The organism is Corallococcus sp. bb12-1 (genome assembly GCF_026626765.1).
Lineage (GTDB): Bacteria > Myxococcota > Myxococcia > Myxococcales > Myxococcaceae > Corallococcus > Corallococcus terminator.
On the sequence record NZ_JAPNJZ010000028.1, the window covers coordinates 301,348 to 316,217 of the forward strand.

13 protein-coding genes are annotated in these 14,870 nt (G+C 67.3%); 6 read left to right on the top strand and 7 right to left on the bottom strand.

The window, feature by feature from the left end:
• Nucleotides 1-63: 63 nt before the first annotated feature.
• The 4 genes from OV208_RS35100 to OV208_RS35115 form a co-directional block, all read right to left on the bottom strand.
• A complete protein-coding gene (locus OV208_RS35100; protein ID WP_267578529.1) occupies nt 64-516 on the bottom strand; it encodes a response regulator in 453 nt (150 codons plus the stop codon).
• Between the two features lie 224 nt (nt 517-740).
• Nucleotides 741-2,570 carry an Ig-like domain-containing protein gene (locus OV208_RS35105; protein WP_267578290.1) on the bottom strand — a complete coding sequence of 610 codons (1,830 nt, stop codon included), beginning with the start codon at nt 2,568-2,570 and terminating at the stop codon, nt 741-743.
• A gap of 154 nt (nt 2,571-2,724) precedes the next feature.
• Nucleotides 2,725-4,539 carry an Ig-like domain-containing protein gene (locus OV208_RS35110; protein WP_267578291.1) on the bottom strand — a complete coding sequence of 605 codons (1,815 nt, stop codon included), beginning with the start codon at nt 4,537-4,539 and terminating at the stop codon, nt 2,725-2,727.
• Between the two features lie 301 nt (nt 4,540-4,840).
• Nucleotides 4,841-6,496 carry a carboxypeptidase-like regulatory domain-containing protein gene (locus OV208_RS35115; protein WP_267578292.1) on the bottom strand — a complete coding sequence of 552 codons (1,656 nt, stop codon included), beginning with the start codon at nt 6,494-6,496 and terminating at the stop codon, nt 4,841-4,843.
• A 135-nt stretch (nt 6,497-6,631) separates the two neighbouring features.
• Between OV208_RS35115 and OV208_RS35120 the strand changes: the two genes are divergently transcribed.
• The 3 genes from OV208_RS35120 to OV208_RS35130 all read left to right on the top strand — a co-directional run bounded on the left by OV208_RS35120 (nt 6,632) and on the right by OV208_RS35130 (nt 10,496).
• Nucleotides 6,632-7,078, top strand: a complete 447-nt coding sequence (locus OV208_RS35120; RefSeq protein WP_267578293.1) for an HIT family protein — start codon at nt 6,632-6,634, stop codon at nt 7,076-7,078.
• 98 nt (nt 7,079-7,176) lie between these two features.
• The gene (locus OV208_RS35125; protein WP_267578294.1) at nt 7,177-10,041 is read left to right on the top strand and encodes a TonB-dependent receptor domain-containing protein; all 2,865 of its coding nucleotides are present in this window, start codon (nt 7,177-7,179) and stop codon (nt 10,039-10,041) included.
• 14 nt (nt 10,042-10,055) lie between these two features.
• Nucleotides 10,056-10,496, top strand: a complete 441-nt coding sequence (locus OV208_RS35130) for a GNAT family N-acetyltransferase (protein ID WP_267578295.1) — start codon at nt 10,056-10,058, stop codon at nt 10,494-10,496.
• A gap of 4 nt (nt 10,497-10,500) precedes the next feature.
• On the opposite strand, the gene OV208_RS35135 is transcribed toward OV208_RS35130, so the two are convergent.
• Nucleotides 10,501-11,706, bottom strand: a complete 1,206-nt coding sequence (locus tag OV208_RS35135; protein WP_267578296.1) for an MFS transporter — start codon at nt 11,704-11,706, stop codon at nt 10,501-10,503.
• Nucleotides 11,707-11,854: 148 nt separating this feature from the next.
• Here OV208_RS35135 and OV208_RS35140 point away from each other — a divergent pair, with 148 nt between their 5' ends.
• Nucleotides 11,855-12,310, top strand: coding sequence for an FKBP-type peptidyl-prolyl cis-trans isomerase (locus tag OV208_RS35140; RefSeq protein WP_267578297.1), 456 nt, complete (start codon nt 11,855-11,857; stop codon nt 12,308-12,310).
• 41 nt (nt 12,311-12,351) lie between these two features.
• Here OV208_RS35140 and OV208_RS35145 read toward each other — a convergent pair whose 3' ends face one another.
• Nucleotides 12,352-12,579 carry a hypothetical protein gene (locus OV208_RS35145; RefSeq protein WP_267578298.1) on the bottom strand — a complete coding sequence of 76 codons (228 nt, stop codon included), beginning with the start codon at nt 12,577-12,579 and terminating at the stop codon, nt 12,352-12,354.
• A gap of 90 nt (nt 12,580-12,669) precedes the next feature.
• Between OV208_RS35145 and nudC the strand changes: the two genes are divergently transcribed.
• Together nudC and OV208_RS35155 are read left to right on the top strand one after the other, a co-directional pair.
• Nucleotides 12,670-13,512: an NAD(+) diphosphatase gene (gene nudC / locus OV208_RS35150; RefSeq protein WP_267578299.1), complete on the top strand. Its 843-nt coding sequence runs from the start codon at nt 12,670-12,672 to the stop codon at nt 13,510-13,512.
• Nucleotides 13,513-13,641: 129 nt separating this feature from the next.
• Nucleotides 13,642-14,334 carry a radical SAM protein gene (locus tag OV208_RS35155; RefSeq protein WP_267578300.1) on the top strand — a complete coding sequence of 231 codons (693 nt, stop codon included), beginning with the start codon at nt 13,642-13,644 and terminating at the stop codon, nt 14,332-14,334.
• A gap of 17 nt (nt 14,335-14,351) precedes the next feature.
• Here OV208_RS35155 and OV208_RS35160 read toward each other — a convergent pair whose 3' ends face one another.
• A complete protein-coding gene (locus OV208_RS35160) occupies nt 14,352-14,861 on the bottom strand; it encodes a hypothetical protein (protein ID WP_267578301.1) in 510 nt (169 codons plus the stop codon).
• Between the last annotated feature and the right edge of the window lie 9 nt (nt 14,862-14,870).

Below are 14,870 nucleotides of genomic sequence, written 5' to 3' on the forward strand. Positions count from 1 at the left end.
GGGCAGGAGCAGGAGACCGCACCCCGGTGTCAGACAGTGGAAACTCCGGGGACCGGGCTCGGGTCACTCCTGACCCGAGCGGGGTTTCGCCTTGCTGGGTTTGAGCATGTTGCGGATCTTGTTCTCCAGGTCCTGGGGCAGGCAGGGCTTGGCGACGAACTCGTCCGCGCCCACGGAGAGGGCGTGTTCGGCGTTGCCGGCGAGCACATGGCCGGTGAGGGCCATCACCGGGATGTTGCGGGTGCGCGTGTCCTGTTTGATGCGCCGCGTCGCTTCCCAGCCATCCATGACGGGCAGGGACAGGTCCATGAGGATGATGTCCGGCTCCCCCTCCTGGGCCTTCTCCACGGCCTCCAGGCCGTTGCGGGCGGTGTCGACCTCAAACCCGCAGAATTCCAGGTACTCCGCGTACATCTCGCGGGCATCGTCGAAGTCGTCCACGACGAGGACACGCTTCTTGGCGTTCACGGGAGCCGGCCCACCACTCGAGGTCGGCTCGCCCTCCGGGGATGTCATGACCGCGTTCTTCATGGAGCAGAGGCCTCGCATGCAGGGGAGGGGCGCGACGAATGTAAACACGCCCTCGAAAAAGTGCCCGTTCTCGCAAGATTTCCCTGGACGGGACGGAAGGGTGGGCCCGGAGTCCGGTGCGAAACAAGGGGGCGGTGGGTGACAGTGTAGGTGCGCGGAGGCAATGGGGCGAGGGGCTCCAGATGGAGCCCCCGGGCCAGGGACGGGGGTCAGTCGTTGGGGCGGTAGACGTGGAGCCGGGACTGGGTGGGGTCCTGCTCATCGACCTCGGTCCACGCGAGGAAGATGCGCCCGTCCTTGTCCACGGCGAGCTGCGAGTCGAGCACCGACGTGGCTCCGGGATTGGCGCTCAGGGCGCCGCCCACCGGTGCCCAGTGGTCCGTTTCCCACCGCTGGACGAACAGGCTCCGCACTGAGGGCTGGATTTCGGTTTCGGGCTCTTCGATGAGCACGACCAGCCGGCCCTGTGGGTCGAACTTGAGGGCCGAGGCGGACGCGTTGGTCTTTCCGGGGATGCTGCTGAGTGACGGTCCGATATCGGCCCACTCCCCCTGCGCCGTCCACTGCTGAACCCGGACCGATTGTGCATCTCCCTCAGAGACCGGATTGGCCACCACGACATTGGTGTCACCCAAGAGCGTCGACGCCAGGATTGGCGAGGCCACTCCGATGGAAGGATAGGGGTAACTCGATTGGCGTCCGACGCCCTGCCATTTCCCCACGTGCGTCGTCCATCCCGGAGCAACCGCTCGCTCGTTCCAAATCAGGAACTGGTCACCCCATCGATTCAGCTCCATTTGCATCGAAACAAGCCTCTTGTCCGACGGGTAATCAAATCCACCCTGCGACTTCCATTCTCCAGCATCCAGACGCATCACGGTGGCCCGGACCGTGGACGCGTTCAACTCCTTGAAGGCCACCACAGGAGTCGTTCCCCAGATTCGCATCTGCAACTCACTCAGGCTTGATTGAGCCAACAGAGGAGCAATGGTCGGCCCCCACGGCATCCAGGCGCTTCCATCCCAGAGCCGGACCTGGACCTCACGACTTCCATCGGCCTTGGGCTGAATCCAGGTAACCAGCGGAATAGCCGCTGAATCCAGTTGCAACACGCAGTCCGTTGCATTGGGGTCGCCGGCCGCCCCTTTGAGGGGATTCCCCAGCGCTTGCCAGATGGCACCATTCCAGCGCTCGACATGGACTCCAGTCGCGTCTGCCTCCACCCAGGCCACAAGTGGATTGCCTGCACTGTCGAGTTGAAGGGAGAAGGCTTCGACGTCGGAGTGCGTGGGATGCGCGGCTCGTGGAGTCCCCAGGGGAAGAACGGCCGGGACGCGCCAGGACCAACCTTCGGCAGGCAATGCCAGGGGATTCCCTGCGGCATCTGTTATTGCTGAATCAATGACCACGCGCATCAAGCCATTCACGGGCAGCGGCGCGCTGGGTCGAAGCGTCAAGACCTTGCCGGTTTGAGACAGTGAGACATCCACCTGAATCTCGGTCTCACCCGACAACAGCCGGACTGTTTGGCTGTTCACGCTGTTGGCCAGTACCGGTTCGGACAGCTCCGCTTGAATGACCTGATGCACTGACACCCACTGCGACCCATCCGCAGGAGTCTGGGCAATCAACGTCGGACCTATTCTATCCACCGTGATTTCACGCGGCGGACTCAAAGCGTACTCATCACACCGGCGAGCTATCATGGAGAGCCGATGGGGGCCCTCCGAAACAGCCAGCGTCTCCCAGTCCAGAACGAACGGGGGCACAAGCGTGGCGACACTCTTGCCGTCCACGAGCAACTCCACGGACTCCGGCAAAGCGGCCGTAAACCTGGGTTGGATCCTCACCGTGGCGCCTACCTGTGCCCCCTCCATGGGCAACTCCCAGTCGATGAAGAAGGCCACTGGGTTGCTCGCATCCTCACCTGGGCACGGCTGCGGCTTCGGCGGCACCTGTGGCTCTTCGATTTCGGGGATCTGGATGCACGCGGGGTGCGTCATCAAAACGGCCAACAACAGGATACGAAGGTTTTTCATTTCGCTACCGCCCAGAAAGAAATGTTTCGCCTGTTCATCGGTTGGGCGCGATCGGAGCCGAGAGCGATCGGAAAGTGATGAGCAACAACGTAGGTTTCTGGAGATACAGGGGATTGGTACTCCACGTGGACTCTCCAGTCTCCGTACAGGAGCCTCAGTCATTGGGTCGGTAGACGTAGATCCGTGAGCCGGGAGAGAACGCTTCAGGGGGACCTTCAACCCAAGCCATGAAGGGGTCGCCCGCAGACGTGATGCCGAGTAGAGCTGGGTTACTGGCAATGAGCCCAGGTGTCGCGTCCAGCATCCCAACGACCGCTTCCCATTGCGCTCCGTTCCATCTCAGCACCTGAGCCACTGCGGTCGGTCCAGGGGACGTCGCCCGCTGGGCGTACAGCGCCACGGTAGGTCGTCCCGATGCGTCAAACCGAATGGCGCTGACATAGCGGAGCATGGAACCCGCGACAGACTCAAACGCGTCGCCCAGATTAACCCAGGCACTCCCATTCCATCTCTTGACGAAGACCCGGAGCTGGCCTGAAACGATCTCCAGCGCCCCCACATAGGGGGTTCCGGAAGCATCTAAAGCAAGTGCGGTAGGAGCCTCCTTCAGCGTGGCAGAGATTGACTGCCATACAGTCCCGGTCCAACGCATGGCGGAGCGGATGTCAGCGGCATCACCCTCCCCACTCTCCAACCATGTCAAGAATGGATGTCCCTGTGCATCGACTTCCATGCGGAGGAAGTTGATGGTGGAGCCCTTTCGCAAGCTGATGCCCCCCCCCACCGCGAGCCAAGCACTTCCGTTCCACTGCCGGATGGTGAGTTGATGTTGGGCTTCGTTCGATTCATCGATTGCGATCGTGGCGTACCCCGCAGTCCCCTGAGCGAACTGCCAGCCGCCGATGCGGGCGTTCTGTAGGACGGGAGTCACCGCAGGTCCCAACTGGGTCCAGGCGTGTCCATTCCAACGGCGGCTTCCCCACTGCTGGGCATTGCCCTCCAGATATTCGCGCCACATCACAGTAGGAACACCCGCTGCATCCACATTGAGCGTGCATTCCACGGCGTTCACGGCTGAGTTCGCGGCCAACGGAATTCCAATGTAATCCCACGCAGCACCTGTCCAACGCTTGACATGGACCTTGAAGGGCTCCCCCCAGCCCTCAATCCAAGCAATGATCGGTTGCGCATCCGCCCCAACCCCGAGCGAAACATTTCCAATATTGGGGTTCGTGGGCTCGGAAGTGAGCGGCTCCCCCAAGAGGAGGTACGCCGGGACATGCCAGATCCACTCCCGGAACGATGCCTCCATGCTGTTACCCGCGAGATCGGTCACTGAATCACCGATGGAAACCCGTATCGCACTGTTGGCAGGGAGGGGCGCGTGGGGAACCAGCGAGAGTGCCTTCCCATCTCCCGAAAGAAGTACATCCGCATCCAATTGCCCGGTGTTTGCCAGCAATCGGATGGACTGGGGGCTCACCGTCGAGGAAGCCAATGGCTCAGAAAGGGTTGCCTGGATGGCCTGCTTCACGGAAACAGCGGATGCTCCCTGTGCAGGGCTCTGCGTGAGCATTCGCGGCGGTGTCCTGTCCACGGTCAGGACGCGGCTTGAACTCACGAAGGTCCGCCCCAATCGGTGTGCGCGCACCGAAAGGATATGAGTTCCCTCGGAAATCGCCCCTGTATTCCAGAGTGTGGAGTAGGGGCTTGCCAGCAAGGTGCCGAACTGACCATCCACGAGCAACTCGACGAGGTCAGGTGTTCTTCCCGTCAGGGTGACGTGGAGCGGCACGAATCCATTGCTCAGGCTGTTTGGCGCCGGGGAGACCCACTCGATGTCAATCGGAGCGTTGTCGTCCTGAGGTCCCGCGTCCGGGGTAGAGCCGGGTTCCAGTTCGGGAATCTGCAGACAACCGGTAAGACACAGCACCAGCAGGGGCAGCGAGCTTCGAAGAAGGTGTGACATGGAGCACTTGCATAGCAAGAATGACTCCAGCGCCAAGCCCTGGCGCCCCTCCAGCGACTCAAGCCACACGCTCAGAGGGAAGGGCGCTCAAGGAGACGTAGCTTCCGAGGTCCCAGGAGAGCAGCCAGCCAGTCACCTGCGTCTGGAAGATGAGACCGGATGTCCTCACCCTTGGACCCTGTGCCGTCCACGACGCCGGCCCCAAGCCTCCCCACAAACACAAGTGCCCCTGCGAAGCATTGGCTTCACAGGGGCACCGGGACTGGCTCAGCACATTCAGTTCAGAGCATCGCGGCTCGGATCAGGGAGCCGGAGCCGGGGTCTGCGCGGGCTGGGTCGCGATCCCGACGGCCGACAGGTCCGTGCTGACCGGCTGCCCCCAGATGCTCTCGTAGGCCTCGTTGGTCCCCACCGTCGGCAGCTTGCTGAAGGCCACGACAAGCTCCGTCTGGGACGGATTGAGCGCGACAGTGCCACTGTAGATGAAGGAGTACCGGGTGCTGTAGCCCTGGGACGACGCGATGCCGAAGACAGGCACTTCAGCGGGCGTGCGCGTCACGTAGGGGAACAGGGGCTCATTCAGGGTCAGCGGGAAACCCTGGTTGGTGTAGTTACCGAACTCACCAAACGAGTTGAAGCCAATCTTGGTGTCGTTGTCGATGTCCGTCTTGAAGAAGACTTGAACCGAGGTGCCCGGCGGCGGCCTGAGGGGAGCACTGAAGCTCACGTATACGACTTCGGTGGGATTGAGCTGCGTTGCCGCCAGCGTGCCCACCTGGGACTGTTCCTGGTAGCGGAGCTCCGCGATGGTCACGGCCTTGGGGCTGGCCTGATCGCCACCGAAGAAGAAGCCCGTCTGGGTGAAGTTGGTGCCACCCTCGGCGGACACCGCGCGCACGAAGAGGTTGTACTCCTTGCCTTCCTGCACGACGCCCGAACCCGGGTTGATGGTCGCCGAGTAACCGCCCGCGTTCACGGTGGCCGTCACCGACAGCGACTCCTTGGCGTACTCGTCCGTCAGGCGCACGAGCAACGAGCCCGGCTGCACCGGCTGGTTGAAGTACAGGTAGATGGGCTCGCCCGGGCGGACCAGGTTGTTGAGCGGATCAAAGACCGTGGCGGCCTTGAGGCTGCCCACGTTGCTGCCCTCGACCGCGAGCGGCACGTTCTGGGGCCGCGCGAACGGCAGGTTCACGACGCGCGTGATGCTGGTGCTCACGATGGAGGCACCCGAGTAGCTCGTCACGAAGCCGCCCGTCTCCGGGATGCCGTCGCCGTTGGCGTCCATCGGGGACACCCACAGGTTGTAGCTGCCGTTCAGCCGCGCCAGCTCCGCGCCGGAGGGCACGCCGTTGAACGTCAGCACGCCGTCGTCGCCCGCGGTGGCCTCGACGTAGACCTTGCTCAACACGGAGGCCGTGTTGTCGTAGTTGCTCAGGATGAGCGAACCCGCGCGGTCCACTTCCAGCGTGCCCTTCGCGCCCGCGGCCGGACGGCCCTGCGGCGTCACCACGTTGAACACCAGCTTGCTGTTCAGCTGCGCCAGCGTCACCGGGCCGAAGCTCGCGTTGCCGTTGTTGATGGGCACCGTGCCCGCCGCCGACGGCACCGTCGACGTCGCGCGCAGCGTCGCATAGCCGGACTTGCTGAACGTCAGCAGCACCTGCGCGCCCGCCGGCACGTCCGTCATCACGAAGTTGCCAGCGGCATCCGTCGTCGCCGACTTGCCCGTCGCCTGGCTGCCGATCGTCATCGCCACCGTGACGCCATCAAGCCCCTGAAGGTTCGTTCCCAGCACCTGGCCAGAAACAGTCCCCTTCGGCGTCGAAGGCACCACCACCGACACGTTGTTGGGATCACGGATACCGTCCGCGACACCATCATTGTCCGCGTCGGTCGCGTCGCCGCACCCCCAAGAAAGCAGCGGCAATACGGCCATCAGCAAATGCTTCTTCATCGTCCCCACCTTGAATTTTTGACGGAATTTTCACGCCCTAGCTGTCAAGAAAGGGCGGAAATTGGACACTCCCTGAGCCAGGGCCACGGCGTCAAGGTGGGGGAACTTTGACCCAGGCCCACGGTGTGATGACACATGACGTCAGACCTCAATCATCCTTGCCTCGGCTGCGCCATCGTGCGGGGGGACACCCGCACTACCGGTGGCGTCCTGGCCCGCGCCCCCGGCTGGGTCCTCCATGCCGTGGCCTCGCCCAGTCCCGTTCCTGGCTGGGTGGTGTTGACCAGTGAGCAGCATGTGCGCGGCTGGTACGACCTGGACGAGGCGCCCTCGCGCGAACTGGGCCCGCTCGCCGCCCGGGTGATGCGCGCCCAGAGGGAGGTGCTCGGGGCGGAGCACGTCTATGCCTTCGCCATTGGCGACGTGCTCCTGCATTTCCACCTGCACCTCGTGCCCCGCTTCGCGGACACACCACCACACCTGCGGGGTCGGGGCGTCTTCGACGCGGCCCCCACCGAGCATCGCTCCCCGGAAGAACTCGAGGCCGCCGCCCGGAGGCTCGCGACGGCGCTCGTACGCTGACCCACGCCGGGGGTGACCCGGTGCCAGGCGAATCCACTCCCCGACGGCCACTGTCATGGACCTGACATGTCATCGGAGGGAGAATGCAGGGCGTCATCATGCGTGTGTCCTCCCTCGGCCCGTGGCTGCTCTCCCTGCTGCTCCTCACCACCGGTCCCGCCCTGGCGGACAACACGGCGGATGAGGCGGACATCGCCTTCGAGCTGGGCAACGACGCCTACTCGCACGGCAACTACACCGAAGCGCTGCGCTCGTACTTCACCAGCTACCGGCTGGTGCCCAACCGCAACGTCCTCTTCAACATCGCGCGCTGCTTCGAGGCGCTGGGCAAGTTCAACGAGGCGTACCGCTACTACAACGACCTGCTCGGCGAGGACCTGCCCATCGAGGACGCCTCCGAGGTCACCCGCTCCCTGGAGCGCCTGCGCCCCAAGGTCGCCCTGGTGCGCGTCACCACCAATCCCCGGGGCGCGGACGTCTTCGTGGACCGCACCGACCTGGGCAGCCGGGGCCGCTCGCCGCAGACGCTCGCGCTCACGCCGGGCCGCCACAAGGTCCTCGTGCGCAAGGACGGCTTCCGCCCCACCGAAGCCACCGTCACCGTCACCAAGGGTCGCGAGACGCCCGTGGACCTGGACCTGGGCCTCATCACCGGCATCGTGGACATCACCGGCACCCCCGAGGGCGCCGAGGTGCGCGACAACCCCAACGGCCCCCTCCTGGGCCGCATCCCCGCGAAGCTGCGCCTGTCCCCGGGCCAGCGCGTGCTCCACGTTCGCGCCCCCGGCCACGCACCCGGCCAGTACGTCGTCGACGTGCCCGCCGAAGGCACCCTGTCGCTCGTCGTCACCCTGAGCGCCCAGACGCGCCCCACCGGCCGCGTCGTCGTCACCGCCAACCACGACGGCGCCACCGTGCGCGTGGACGGCCGGCCCGCGGGCTTCACCCCCACCGTCGTCACCCTCCCGGAGGGCGAACACGTGCTGGAGGTGGAGAGCCGCGACGTGCGCCCCATGCGCCAGAAGGTCACCGTCATCCCTGACAAGGAGGTGAAGGTCCACGCCACCCTGCGCTACGAACCGCCCCCGGTGCGCGCGGCCTCCAAGACCCTCTTGTCCGTGGACGAAGCGCCCGCCTCCACCACCGTGCTCACACCGGAGGAATTGCGCGCCTTCGGGTGGCGCACCCTCGCGGAGGCCCTGGCTGGCGTGCGCGGCTTCTTCCTCACCGACGACCGGACGTACACGTACCTGGGCGTGCGCGGCTTCTCCCCCCCGGGCGACCTCAACACGCGCATCCTCATCCTCTGGGATGGCCACGCGATGAATGACGTGTGGGCCGGCCAGGGCTATGCCGCGCATGACCTGAGCGTGGACCTGGAGGAAGTGGAGCGCATTGAAGTCGTGCGCGGTCCCGGCAGCGCCCTGTACGGCACGGGCGCCTTCTTCGGCGTCATCAACGTCGTGCCCCGCGAGTCGCTGGGCCTGGACCGGCACCTGGAAATCACCGGGGCCGTGGGCGCGATGGGCTCCACGCTCGTGCACGCCACCACGTCGTGGGAGGACCCCGACCGCTCCGTCCTCTTCAGCCTCGCGGGCATGAAGTCGCGGGGCGCGGACACCACCCTGCTCGGAAATCCCGGGCCCATCGTCACCGGATTGGACGGCGAGAAGGCCGGCACCGGTTCAGTGCGCGCGCGCCTGGGCAACCTGTCCCTCGTCGCCCAGTTGCATGGGCGCACCAAGGATGTGCCCACCGCGCCCTATGGCACCGTGGTGGGCGCGAAGGGCACACGCGTGCAGGACGTGCGCGGCTTCGCCGAGGCGAAGTACGAACGCGTCCTCTCCGAACGCGTCGCCCTGTCGCTGCGCGGCGCCGCGGACCTGAGCCGCTACCAGGGCGCCTTCCAATACGGCGGCGACGCCAACCAGACGAACACCGACTCCGGGGCCGCGGACTGGCTCACCGCCGAGGCGCGCCTGCTGGTGGGCCTGTTCGACAGCAACCGCCTCACCTTCGGCGTGGAGGGCCAGCACCAGCTGCGCGTGGATCAGAAGAGCGTGGGGCCCTCGATGGACTCAGACCTGGAGACGCGCAAGCGCTCGCTCGTGTCCGTGTACGCGCTGGACGAGTGGCGCCTGCACCCGCGCCTGAACCTGTCGCTGGGCTTCCGCGTGGACAAGTACACCGACCTGGATTCGCTGCCGCTCACGCCCCGACTGGCCGTCATCGGCCGGCCCTATGACAAGGGCCTCACCAAGCTCGTCATCGGTCGCGCCTTCCGCGCCCCCAACGTCTACGAGCTGTTCTACGAGGACAACCTCATCACCCAGCGCCTCGCGGGACGGTTGGAGCCGGAGACCATCACCACCTTCGAGGTGGAGCACTCGCACGACCTGACCCAGGAGCTGCGCGTGACGCTCGCCGGCTACCACAACCGCATCTCCCAGCTCATCACGCTCACCACCGAGTCCGCGCCCACGCCCGGCTGCGGCCCCGAGGGCGCGCCCAGCCAGTGCCTCGTGTATGCGAACAGCTCCGGCGAGACGCTGGCGTGGGGCGCGGAGGCCGGACTGCACTGGCAGCCGGGCCGCTGGCTGCTGGTGGACCTGAGCTATTCCTACGTGACGCTGAGCAATGCCTCGCAGGACGTGGTGCAGGCCAAGCCCGCGCACCTGGCCTCCGGGCGCTTCCTGCTGCCCGTGGGCAACGGCGACATGCGCATCGCCACCCAGGCCACGTACCAGAGCTCGCGCGTGGACGGCCTCTCTGGCGCCGACAGCGGCGAGGCCCTGATCGTGGGCTTCGGCGTGTCCGGCGACTACGGACGGCTGCGCTACTTCGCCGGCGTGAACAACCTGCTGGACTCGCGCTACGCGTTCATCGTCGGGGAAGACGCATCCGCTGGCCCCGTGCCCCAGTATGGCCGCACGTTCAACCTCCAGCTCACCGGCAGCTTCTGACCGCCTCGCACGCCATGGCCGACGACACATCGCTCGAACTCATCCACCCCGGACACCCGCTGTATGACGGGGAGCTGGAGCTGCGCTTCCGGGTGCTGCGCGAGCCGCTGGGCTTCAGCCGCGCGGACGTGAAGTTCCCCTTCGAGGACGCAAGCCTCCACCTCGTCGCCCACGCGGGCGGCACCGTCACCGGGTGCGTGCTCTTCCACCCGGAGGACGCTCACGGCGGCCGGCTGTTCCAGATGGCGGTGGCGCCCTCGCTTCAAGGGAAGGGACTGGGGGCCCGGCTGGTGCGCGCGCTGGAGGACGAGCTGCGGCAGCGCGGCTTCCGTCACATGCACCTGCACGCCCGCGCGCAGGTCGTCCCCTTCTACGAACGGCTGGGCTACGCGGTGTACGGCGAGCCCTATGTCGAGGTCGGCGTCCCCCACCGGAACATGCAGCGCGACCTCTGAAGCTTCAGGTGGCGGGGACCCGGGCCGGTGCGCGGCGGCTGCTCCAAAGCACCACCCCCAGGGCCACGAGCGACATCGCCGCGCCCACGGCGCAGACACCGGACCAGCCCGCTCGCGTCCACGCCGCCGTTCCAGCCCACGCGCCCGCCGCGCCCCCCAGGAAGTACGTCACCATGTAGAGCGTGTTGAGCCGGCTGCGCGCCTCCGGCTGCAACGCATACACGCGCGTCTGGTTGGTGATGTGATTGGCCTGCGCCCCCAGGTCCAGCAACACCACGCCCAGCGCGATGCCCCACAGCGTGTGCCCCACGAGCCACAGCACGCCGAAGGACGCCAGCAGCACGGCGATGGCCAGGGCGTTGAGGCGCCGGTCCCCGCGCTTGTCGGCATGGCGCCCCACCAGCGGCGCTACGGCCGCGCCCGCCACGCCCACCACGCCGAAGAGGCCCGCCACCTGCGCGTCGTAGTGCCCGGGCAGCGACTGGAGGTGGAGCGCCAGCGTGACCCAGAAGGCACTGAAGGCGCCAAAGGTGAGCGCGCCCAGGAGCGCGTGCAATCGCAACACCGGCTCCGAGCGCGCCAGGTGGATGAGCGACCGCAGCAGCGTGGGATAGGGCATCGCGGCCAGCGGCGGCTGCGAGGGCAGCGTGAAGCGCAGCAAGACCCCCAGCACCACCATCAGTCCCGCGGCCACCCAGAACATGGTGCGCCAGCCCAGGTGCGTGCCCACGAAGCCCGCCGCCGTGCGCGACAACAGGATGCCGATGAGCAACCCGCTCATCACCGTGCCCACCACCCGGCCGCGCCGCGAGGGCTCCGCGAGCTGCGCCGCGAAGGGCACCAGCAACTGCGGAATCACCGTGGTGACACCCACCGCGAAGCTCGCCGCCACCAGCACGCGCAGGTCGGGCGCAAGCGCCGCCGCCGACAGCGCCACGGCCACGCAGGCGCACAGCGTGAGGATGACGCGCCGACGCTCCAGGCTGTCGCCCAGGGGCACCAGGAACAACATGCCCACCGCGTAGCCCACCTGCGTCAGCGTGGGCACCAACCCCAACGCCCCACCCGATGCGCCCAGCGTGCGGCCGATGTCTCCCAGCAGGGGCTGGTTGTAATAGAGGTTCGCGGCCGCGACGGCGCTGGCCATCGCCATCAAGCCGATCAGCGCGGGACTCAACGAAGAAGGGGCGGGCTCGGAGGGCGTCGTCATGGGAGGCGGCGCAACGGATAAGCCCCTCGCCCGTGGGCTTCAATCAGGACGTGGGGCCACCCGCACCAGAAGCACCCTCCAGCCGGGCAGCAGGCCGCGTGCCCCTTCCCCCTTTCCCGGGGCGCGCGTGCCGGGCAGGCTGCGGCCCATGCTTCGATCCCTTCTGCTGTGCGCGGTGCTGGCTCTCGCGGGCTGTGGTGATTCCTCCTCGGGTGACCCCGCCAAGGTGACGTACGCCGATTCGCTGGGCGTGGACCTGGCCGCGATGAACAAGAGCGATTCCGGGCTGTACACGCAGGACCTGACGGTCGGCACCGGGGCGGAGGCTGTGTCCGGGAAGATCGTCCAGGTGCACTATTCCGGGTGGCTGCCGGACGGCACGCTGTTCGACAGCAGCATTCCCCGTGGCCAGCCGTTCTCCTTCAGCCTCGGACAGGGCCGCGTCATCGAGGGCTGGGACGAGGGCGTCGTCGGCATGCGCGTGGGCGGCAAGCGCAAGCTCGTCATCCCCTCCGACATGGGCTACGGCGGCTCGGGCTCGCCGCCCGTCATCCCCGGCGATGCCGTGCTCGTCTTCGACGTGCAGTTGCTGGCCGTCTACTGACGACCGTCCTCGCCCACACACCGCGGTCCTCGGGGACGCCTTCAGACGCCGGGCGTCCCACCGGAGACCGGCGGCGAGGGTGGAGCGCGCTTCTTGGGCGGCAGGCGCGAGCGGCCCTTCGGCCCCTTCAGCGCCACGCCCAGCAGCATCGTCGCCGGCAGCATCATGCCCAGGCCCTGCGTGAGGTCCTTGGGCGGATGGGTCACCACGCCCAGCACCATGCCCGCGAAGAGCAGGCCGCAGACCAGCCGGAGGATGATGGCGTTCACGTGTGGCTCCCCGGGCCCCGAGCCCCGGCGACGAGAGGTGCGTCAGCATAGCGCGCGGCGCCCCGGCGCGCCGTCCGTTAAGGTGGCTCCGTGAGCCTCCTGAAACGCTTCCAGCCCGGGTACGACCCGCCCGCCCGCTCGCGCGACACCGCGCTCCTGTTTCCCGCTCGCGGCATGGACCTGCTCGTGTCCGACCGCGACGGCACCCTCGCCCTGCCCCGGTGCGCGGACCTGCCGGAGCTCGCCGCCAGCGCCCACTTCCTGGGCGTGCTCAATGACACGGACTGCTACGCCGTGCCCCTGCCCGGGGACTTCGTGCCGCCCGAGGGCCTGAAGTTCGTCCCCGCCCGGTCGCTCTACAAGCAGGTGGACGAAGCCACCTTCGCCGTGGCCGGCCGCGCGCTGTCCATCGCGGAGTGGGACGTAAGTCACCGCTTCTGCGGCAAGTGCGGCACCCCCACGCAGCTCGTCGCGGGGGAGCGCGCCCGCCGCTGCCCGGCGGACCACACGCCCTACTACCCGCGCATCTCTCCGGCGGTCATCGTCCTCATCACCCGGGGCGACCAGATGCTGCTGGCGCGCAACGCGACCTTCCCCGAACCGTTCTTCAGCACCGTCGCCGGCTTCGTGGATCCCGGCGAGTCGCTGGAGGAGACCGTCCTGCGCGAGGTGAAGGAGGAGGTGGGCGTGGACCTGAAGGACCTCACCTACTTCGGCAGCCAGCCGTGGCCCTTCGGCCGCTCGCTCATGGTGGGCTTCATGGCCGAGTACGCAGGCGGCGAGGTCACCGTGGACGGCAAGGAGATCGCCGAGGCCCGCTGGTTCAATGTGGATGACCTGCCGCGCATCCCGCCCCGGCTGAGCATCGCCCGGCACCTCATCGACACCTTCATCGACCGGGTGAAGGCCCGCCGCTCACCGTCCACCTCCTGAGTCCCACCGAAGCAGACGACCGACCTGGAATTCCCCGCCCCCCGGGGTGCGTTCGTCCCGGGATGGACCTCCGGGCTTGACCCACGGCCCCCGGGTGCGCTTGATGCGCCCCTTTCCGCAAGCACGCCCATGCCCGCCGCACGCCCGCACATCGAGCCCCGCCGCGTCCCCACCGCCGACTCCGTGGTGGTGAAGGAAATCTACCTCTCCCTCCAGGGTGAGTCCTCTCACGCCGGCCTGCTCTGCGCCTTCATCCGCCTCACGGGCTGCCATCTGCGCTGCACGTACTGCGACAGCGAGTTCGCCTTCCACGGTGGCAACCGCATGAAGAACGCGGACATCGTCACGGAAATCCTGGCGCTCAACACGCCCGCGGTGGAGGTGACGGGCGGCGAGCCGCTGCTCCAACCCGGCGTGTATCCGCTGATGGAGTCGCTGCTCGACGCGGGCCTCAAGGTGCTGCTGGAGACGAGCGGCGCCATCGACGTGCGGCTCGTGCCGCCGGCCGTCCACAAAATCGTGGACATGAAGACGCCGTCGTCGGGCGAGTGCGACCGCAATGACTACCGCAACCTCGTGTCGATGAACGCCAACGACGAGCTCAAGCTCGTCATCGGTTCGCGCGAGGACTACGAGTGGTCGCGCGCGCTCATCACCGAGCACAAGCTGGGCTCCAAGCCCTACAGCGTCCTGTGCTCCACCATCTTCGACAAGCTCCACCCACGCGAGCTGGCGGAGTGGATCATCGAGGACCGGCTCCCCGTTCGCTTCCAGCTCCAGATGCACAAGTACATGTGGGACCCCAACGCGCGCGGCGTGTGACGCGGCGTCCCGGGCCCTCAGTGCCTCGAGCGGAAGACGTACACCACGAAGATGGCGAGCGCGCCCCACAGCGCCACGCCCAACAGGTTCAGCGCCGACAGGATGCGCAGGCCGCGCGCCAGGCCCGCCCAATCCGGAAGCGCTCCCACGCGCTCGTGGCGCCTCAACTTCCAGGTGGAAAAGACGACGCCACCCACGCCCGCCACCAGCGTCCACCCCAGCAGCATGAGCGTCGTTTCGACCCCGCTCCGCCGGCCGGACTTCATCGTCCACGACAGGTGGATCAGCGGCGCGCAGAGGAACAAGAGCCCCAGGGCGTTGGCCGCGAGCAGCACCTGCCCTCCGCGCCACGGCCGCGTGTCCTGCCAGCGCCGCTGGGCGCACGGCTCGCAGTACGCCGTCTCCTCCAGCACCTCCGTGCACGCGCCGCACAGGAAGCCGCCGCAGCGCGCGCAGAGCGCCACCGCGGCCACGGCCGGATGCTGGCCACAGCGTGCGTCCGGGACGACGGCGGAGGACGCGACCATGCGCGGGGG

Excerpts from the sequence above, each read along its gene's own strand:
- OV208_RS35100 (WP_267578529.1), bottom strand. The coding sequence starts at position 516 with ATGACATCCCCGGAGGGCGAGCCGACCTCGAGTGGTGGGCCGGCTCCC.
- OV208_RS35105 (WP_267578290.1), bottom strand. The coding sequence starts at position 2,570 with ATGAAAAACCTTCGTATCCTGTTGTTGGCCGTTTTGATGACGCACCCC.
- OV208_RS35110 (WP_267578291.1), bottom strand. The coding sequence starts at position 4,539 with ATGTCACACCTTCTTCGAAGCTCGCTGCCCCTGCTGGTGCTGTGTCTT.
- OV208_RS35115 (WP_267578292.1), bottom strand. The coding sequence starts at position 6,496 with ATGAAGAAGCATTTGCTGATGGCCGTATTGCCGCTGCTTTCTTGGGGG.
- OV208_RS35120 (WP_267578293.1), top strand. The coding sequence starts at position 6,632 with ATGACGTCAGACCTCAATCATCCTTGCCTCGGCTGCGCCATCGTGCGG.
- OV208_RS35125 (WP_267578294.1), top strand. The coding sequence starts at position 7,177 with ATGCGTGTGTCCTCCCTCGGCCCGTGGCTGCTCTCCCTGCTGCTCCTC.
- OV208_RS35130 (WP_267578295.1), top strand. The coding sequence starts at position 10,056 with ATGGCCGACGACACATCGCTCGAACTCATCCACCCCGGACACCCGCTG.
- OV208_RS35135 (WP_267578296.1), bottom strand. The coding sequence starts at position 11,706 with ATGACGACGCCCTCCGAGCCCGCCCCTTCTTCGTTGAGTCCCGCGCTG.
- OV208_RS35140 (WP_267578297.1), top strand. The coding sequence starts at position 11,855 with ATGCTTCGATCCCTTCTGCTGTGCGCGGTGCTGGCTCTCGCGGGCTGT.
- OV208_RS35155 (WP_267578300.1), top strand. The coding sequence starts at position 13,642 with ATGCCCGCCGCACGCCCGCACATCGAGCCCCGCCGCGTCCCCACCGCC.
- OV208_RS35160 (WP_267578301.1), bottom strand. The coding sequence starts at position 14,861 with ATGGTCGCGTCCTCCGCCGTCGTCCCGGACGCACGCTGTGGCCAGCAT.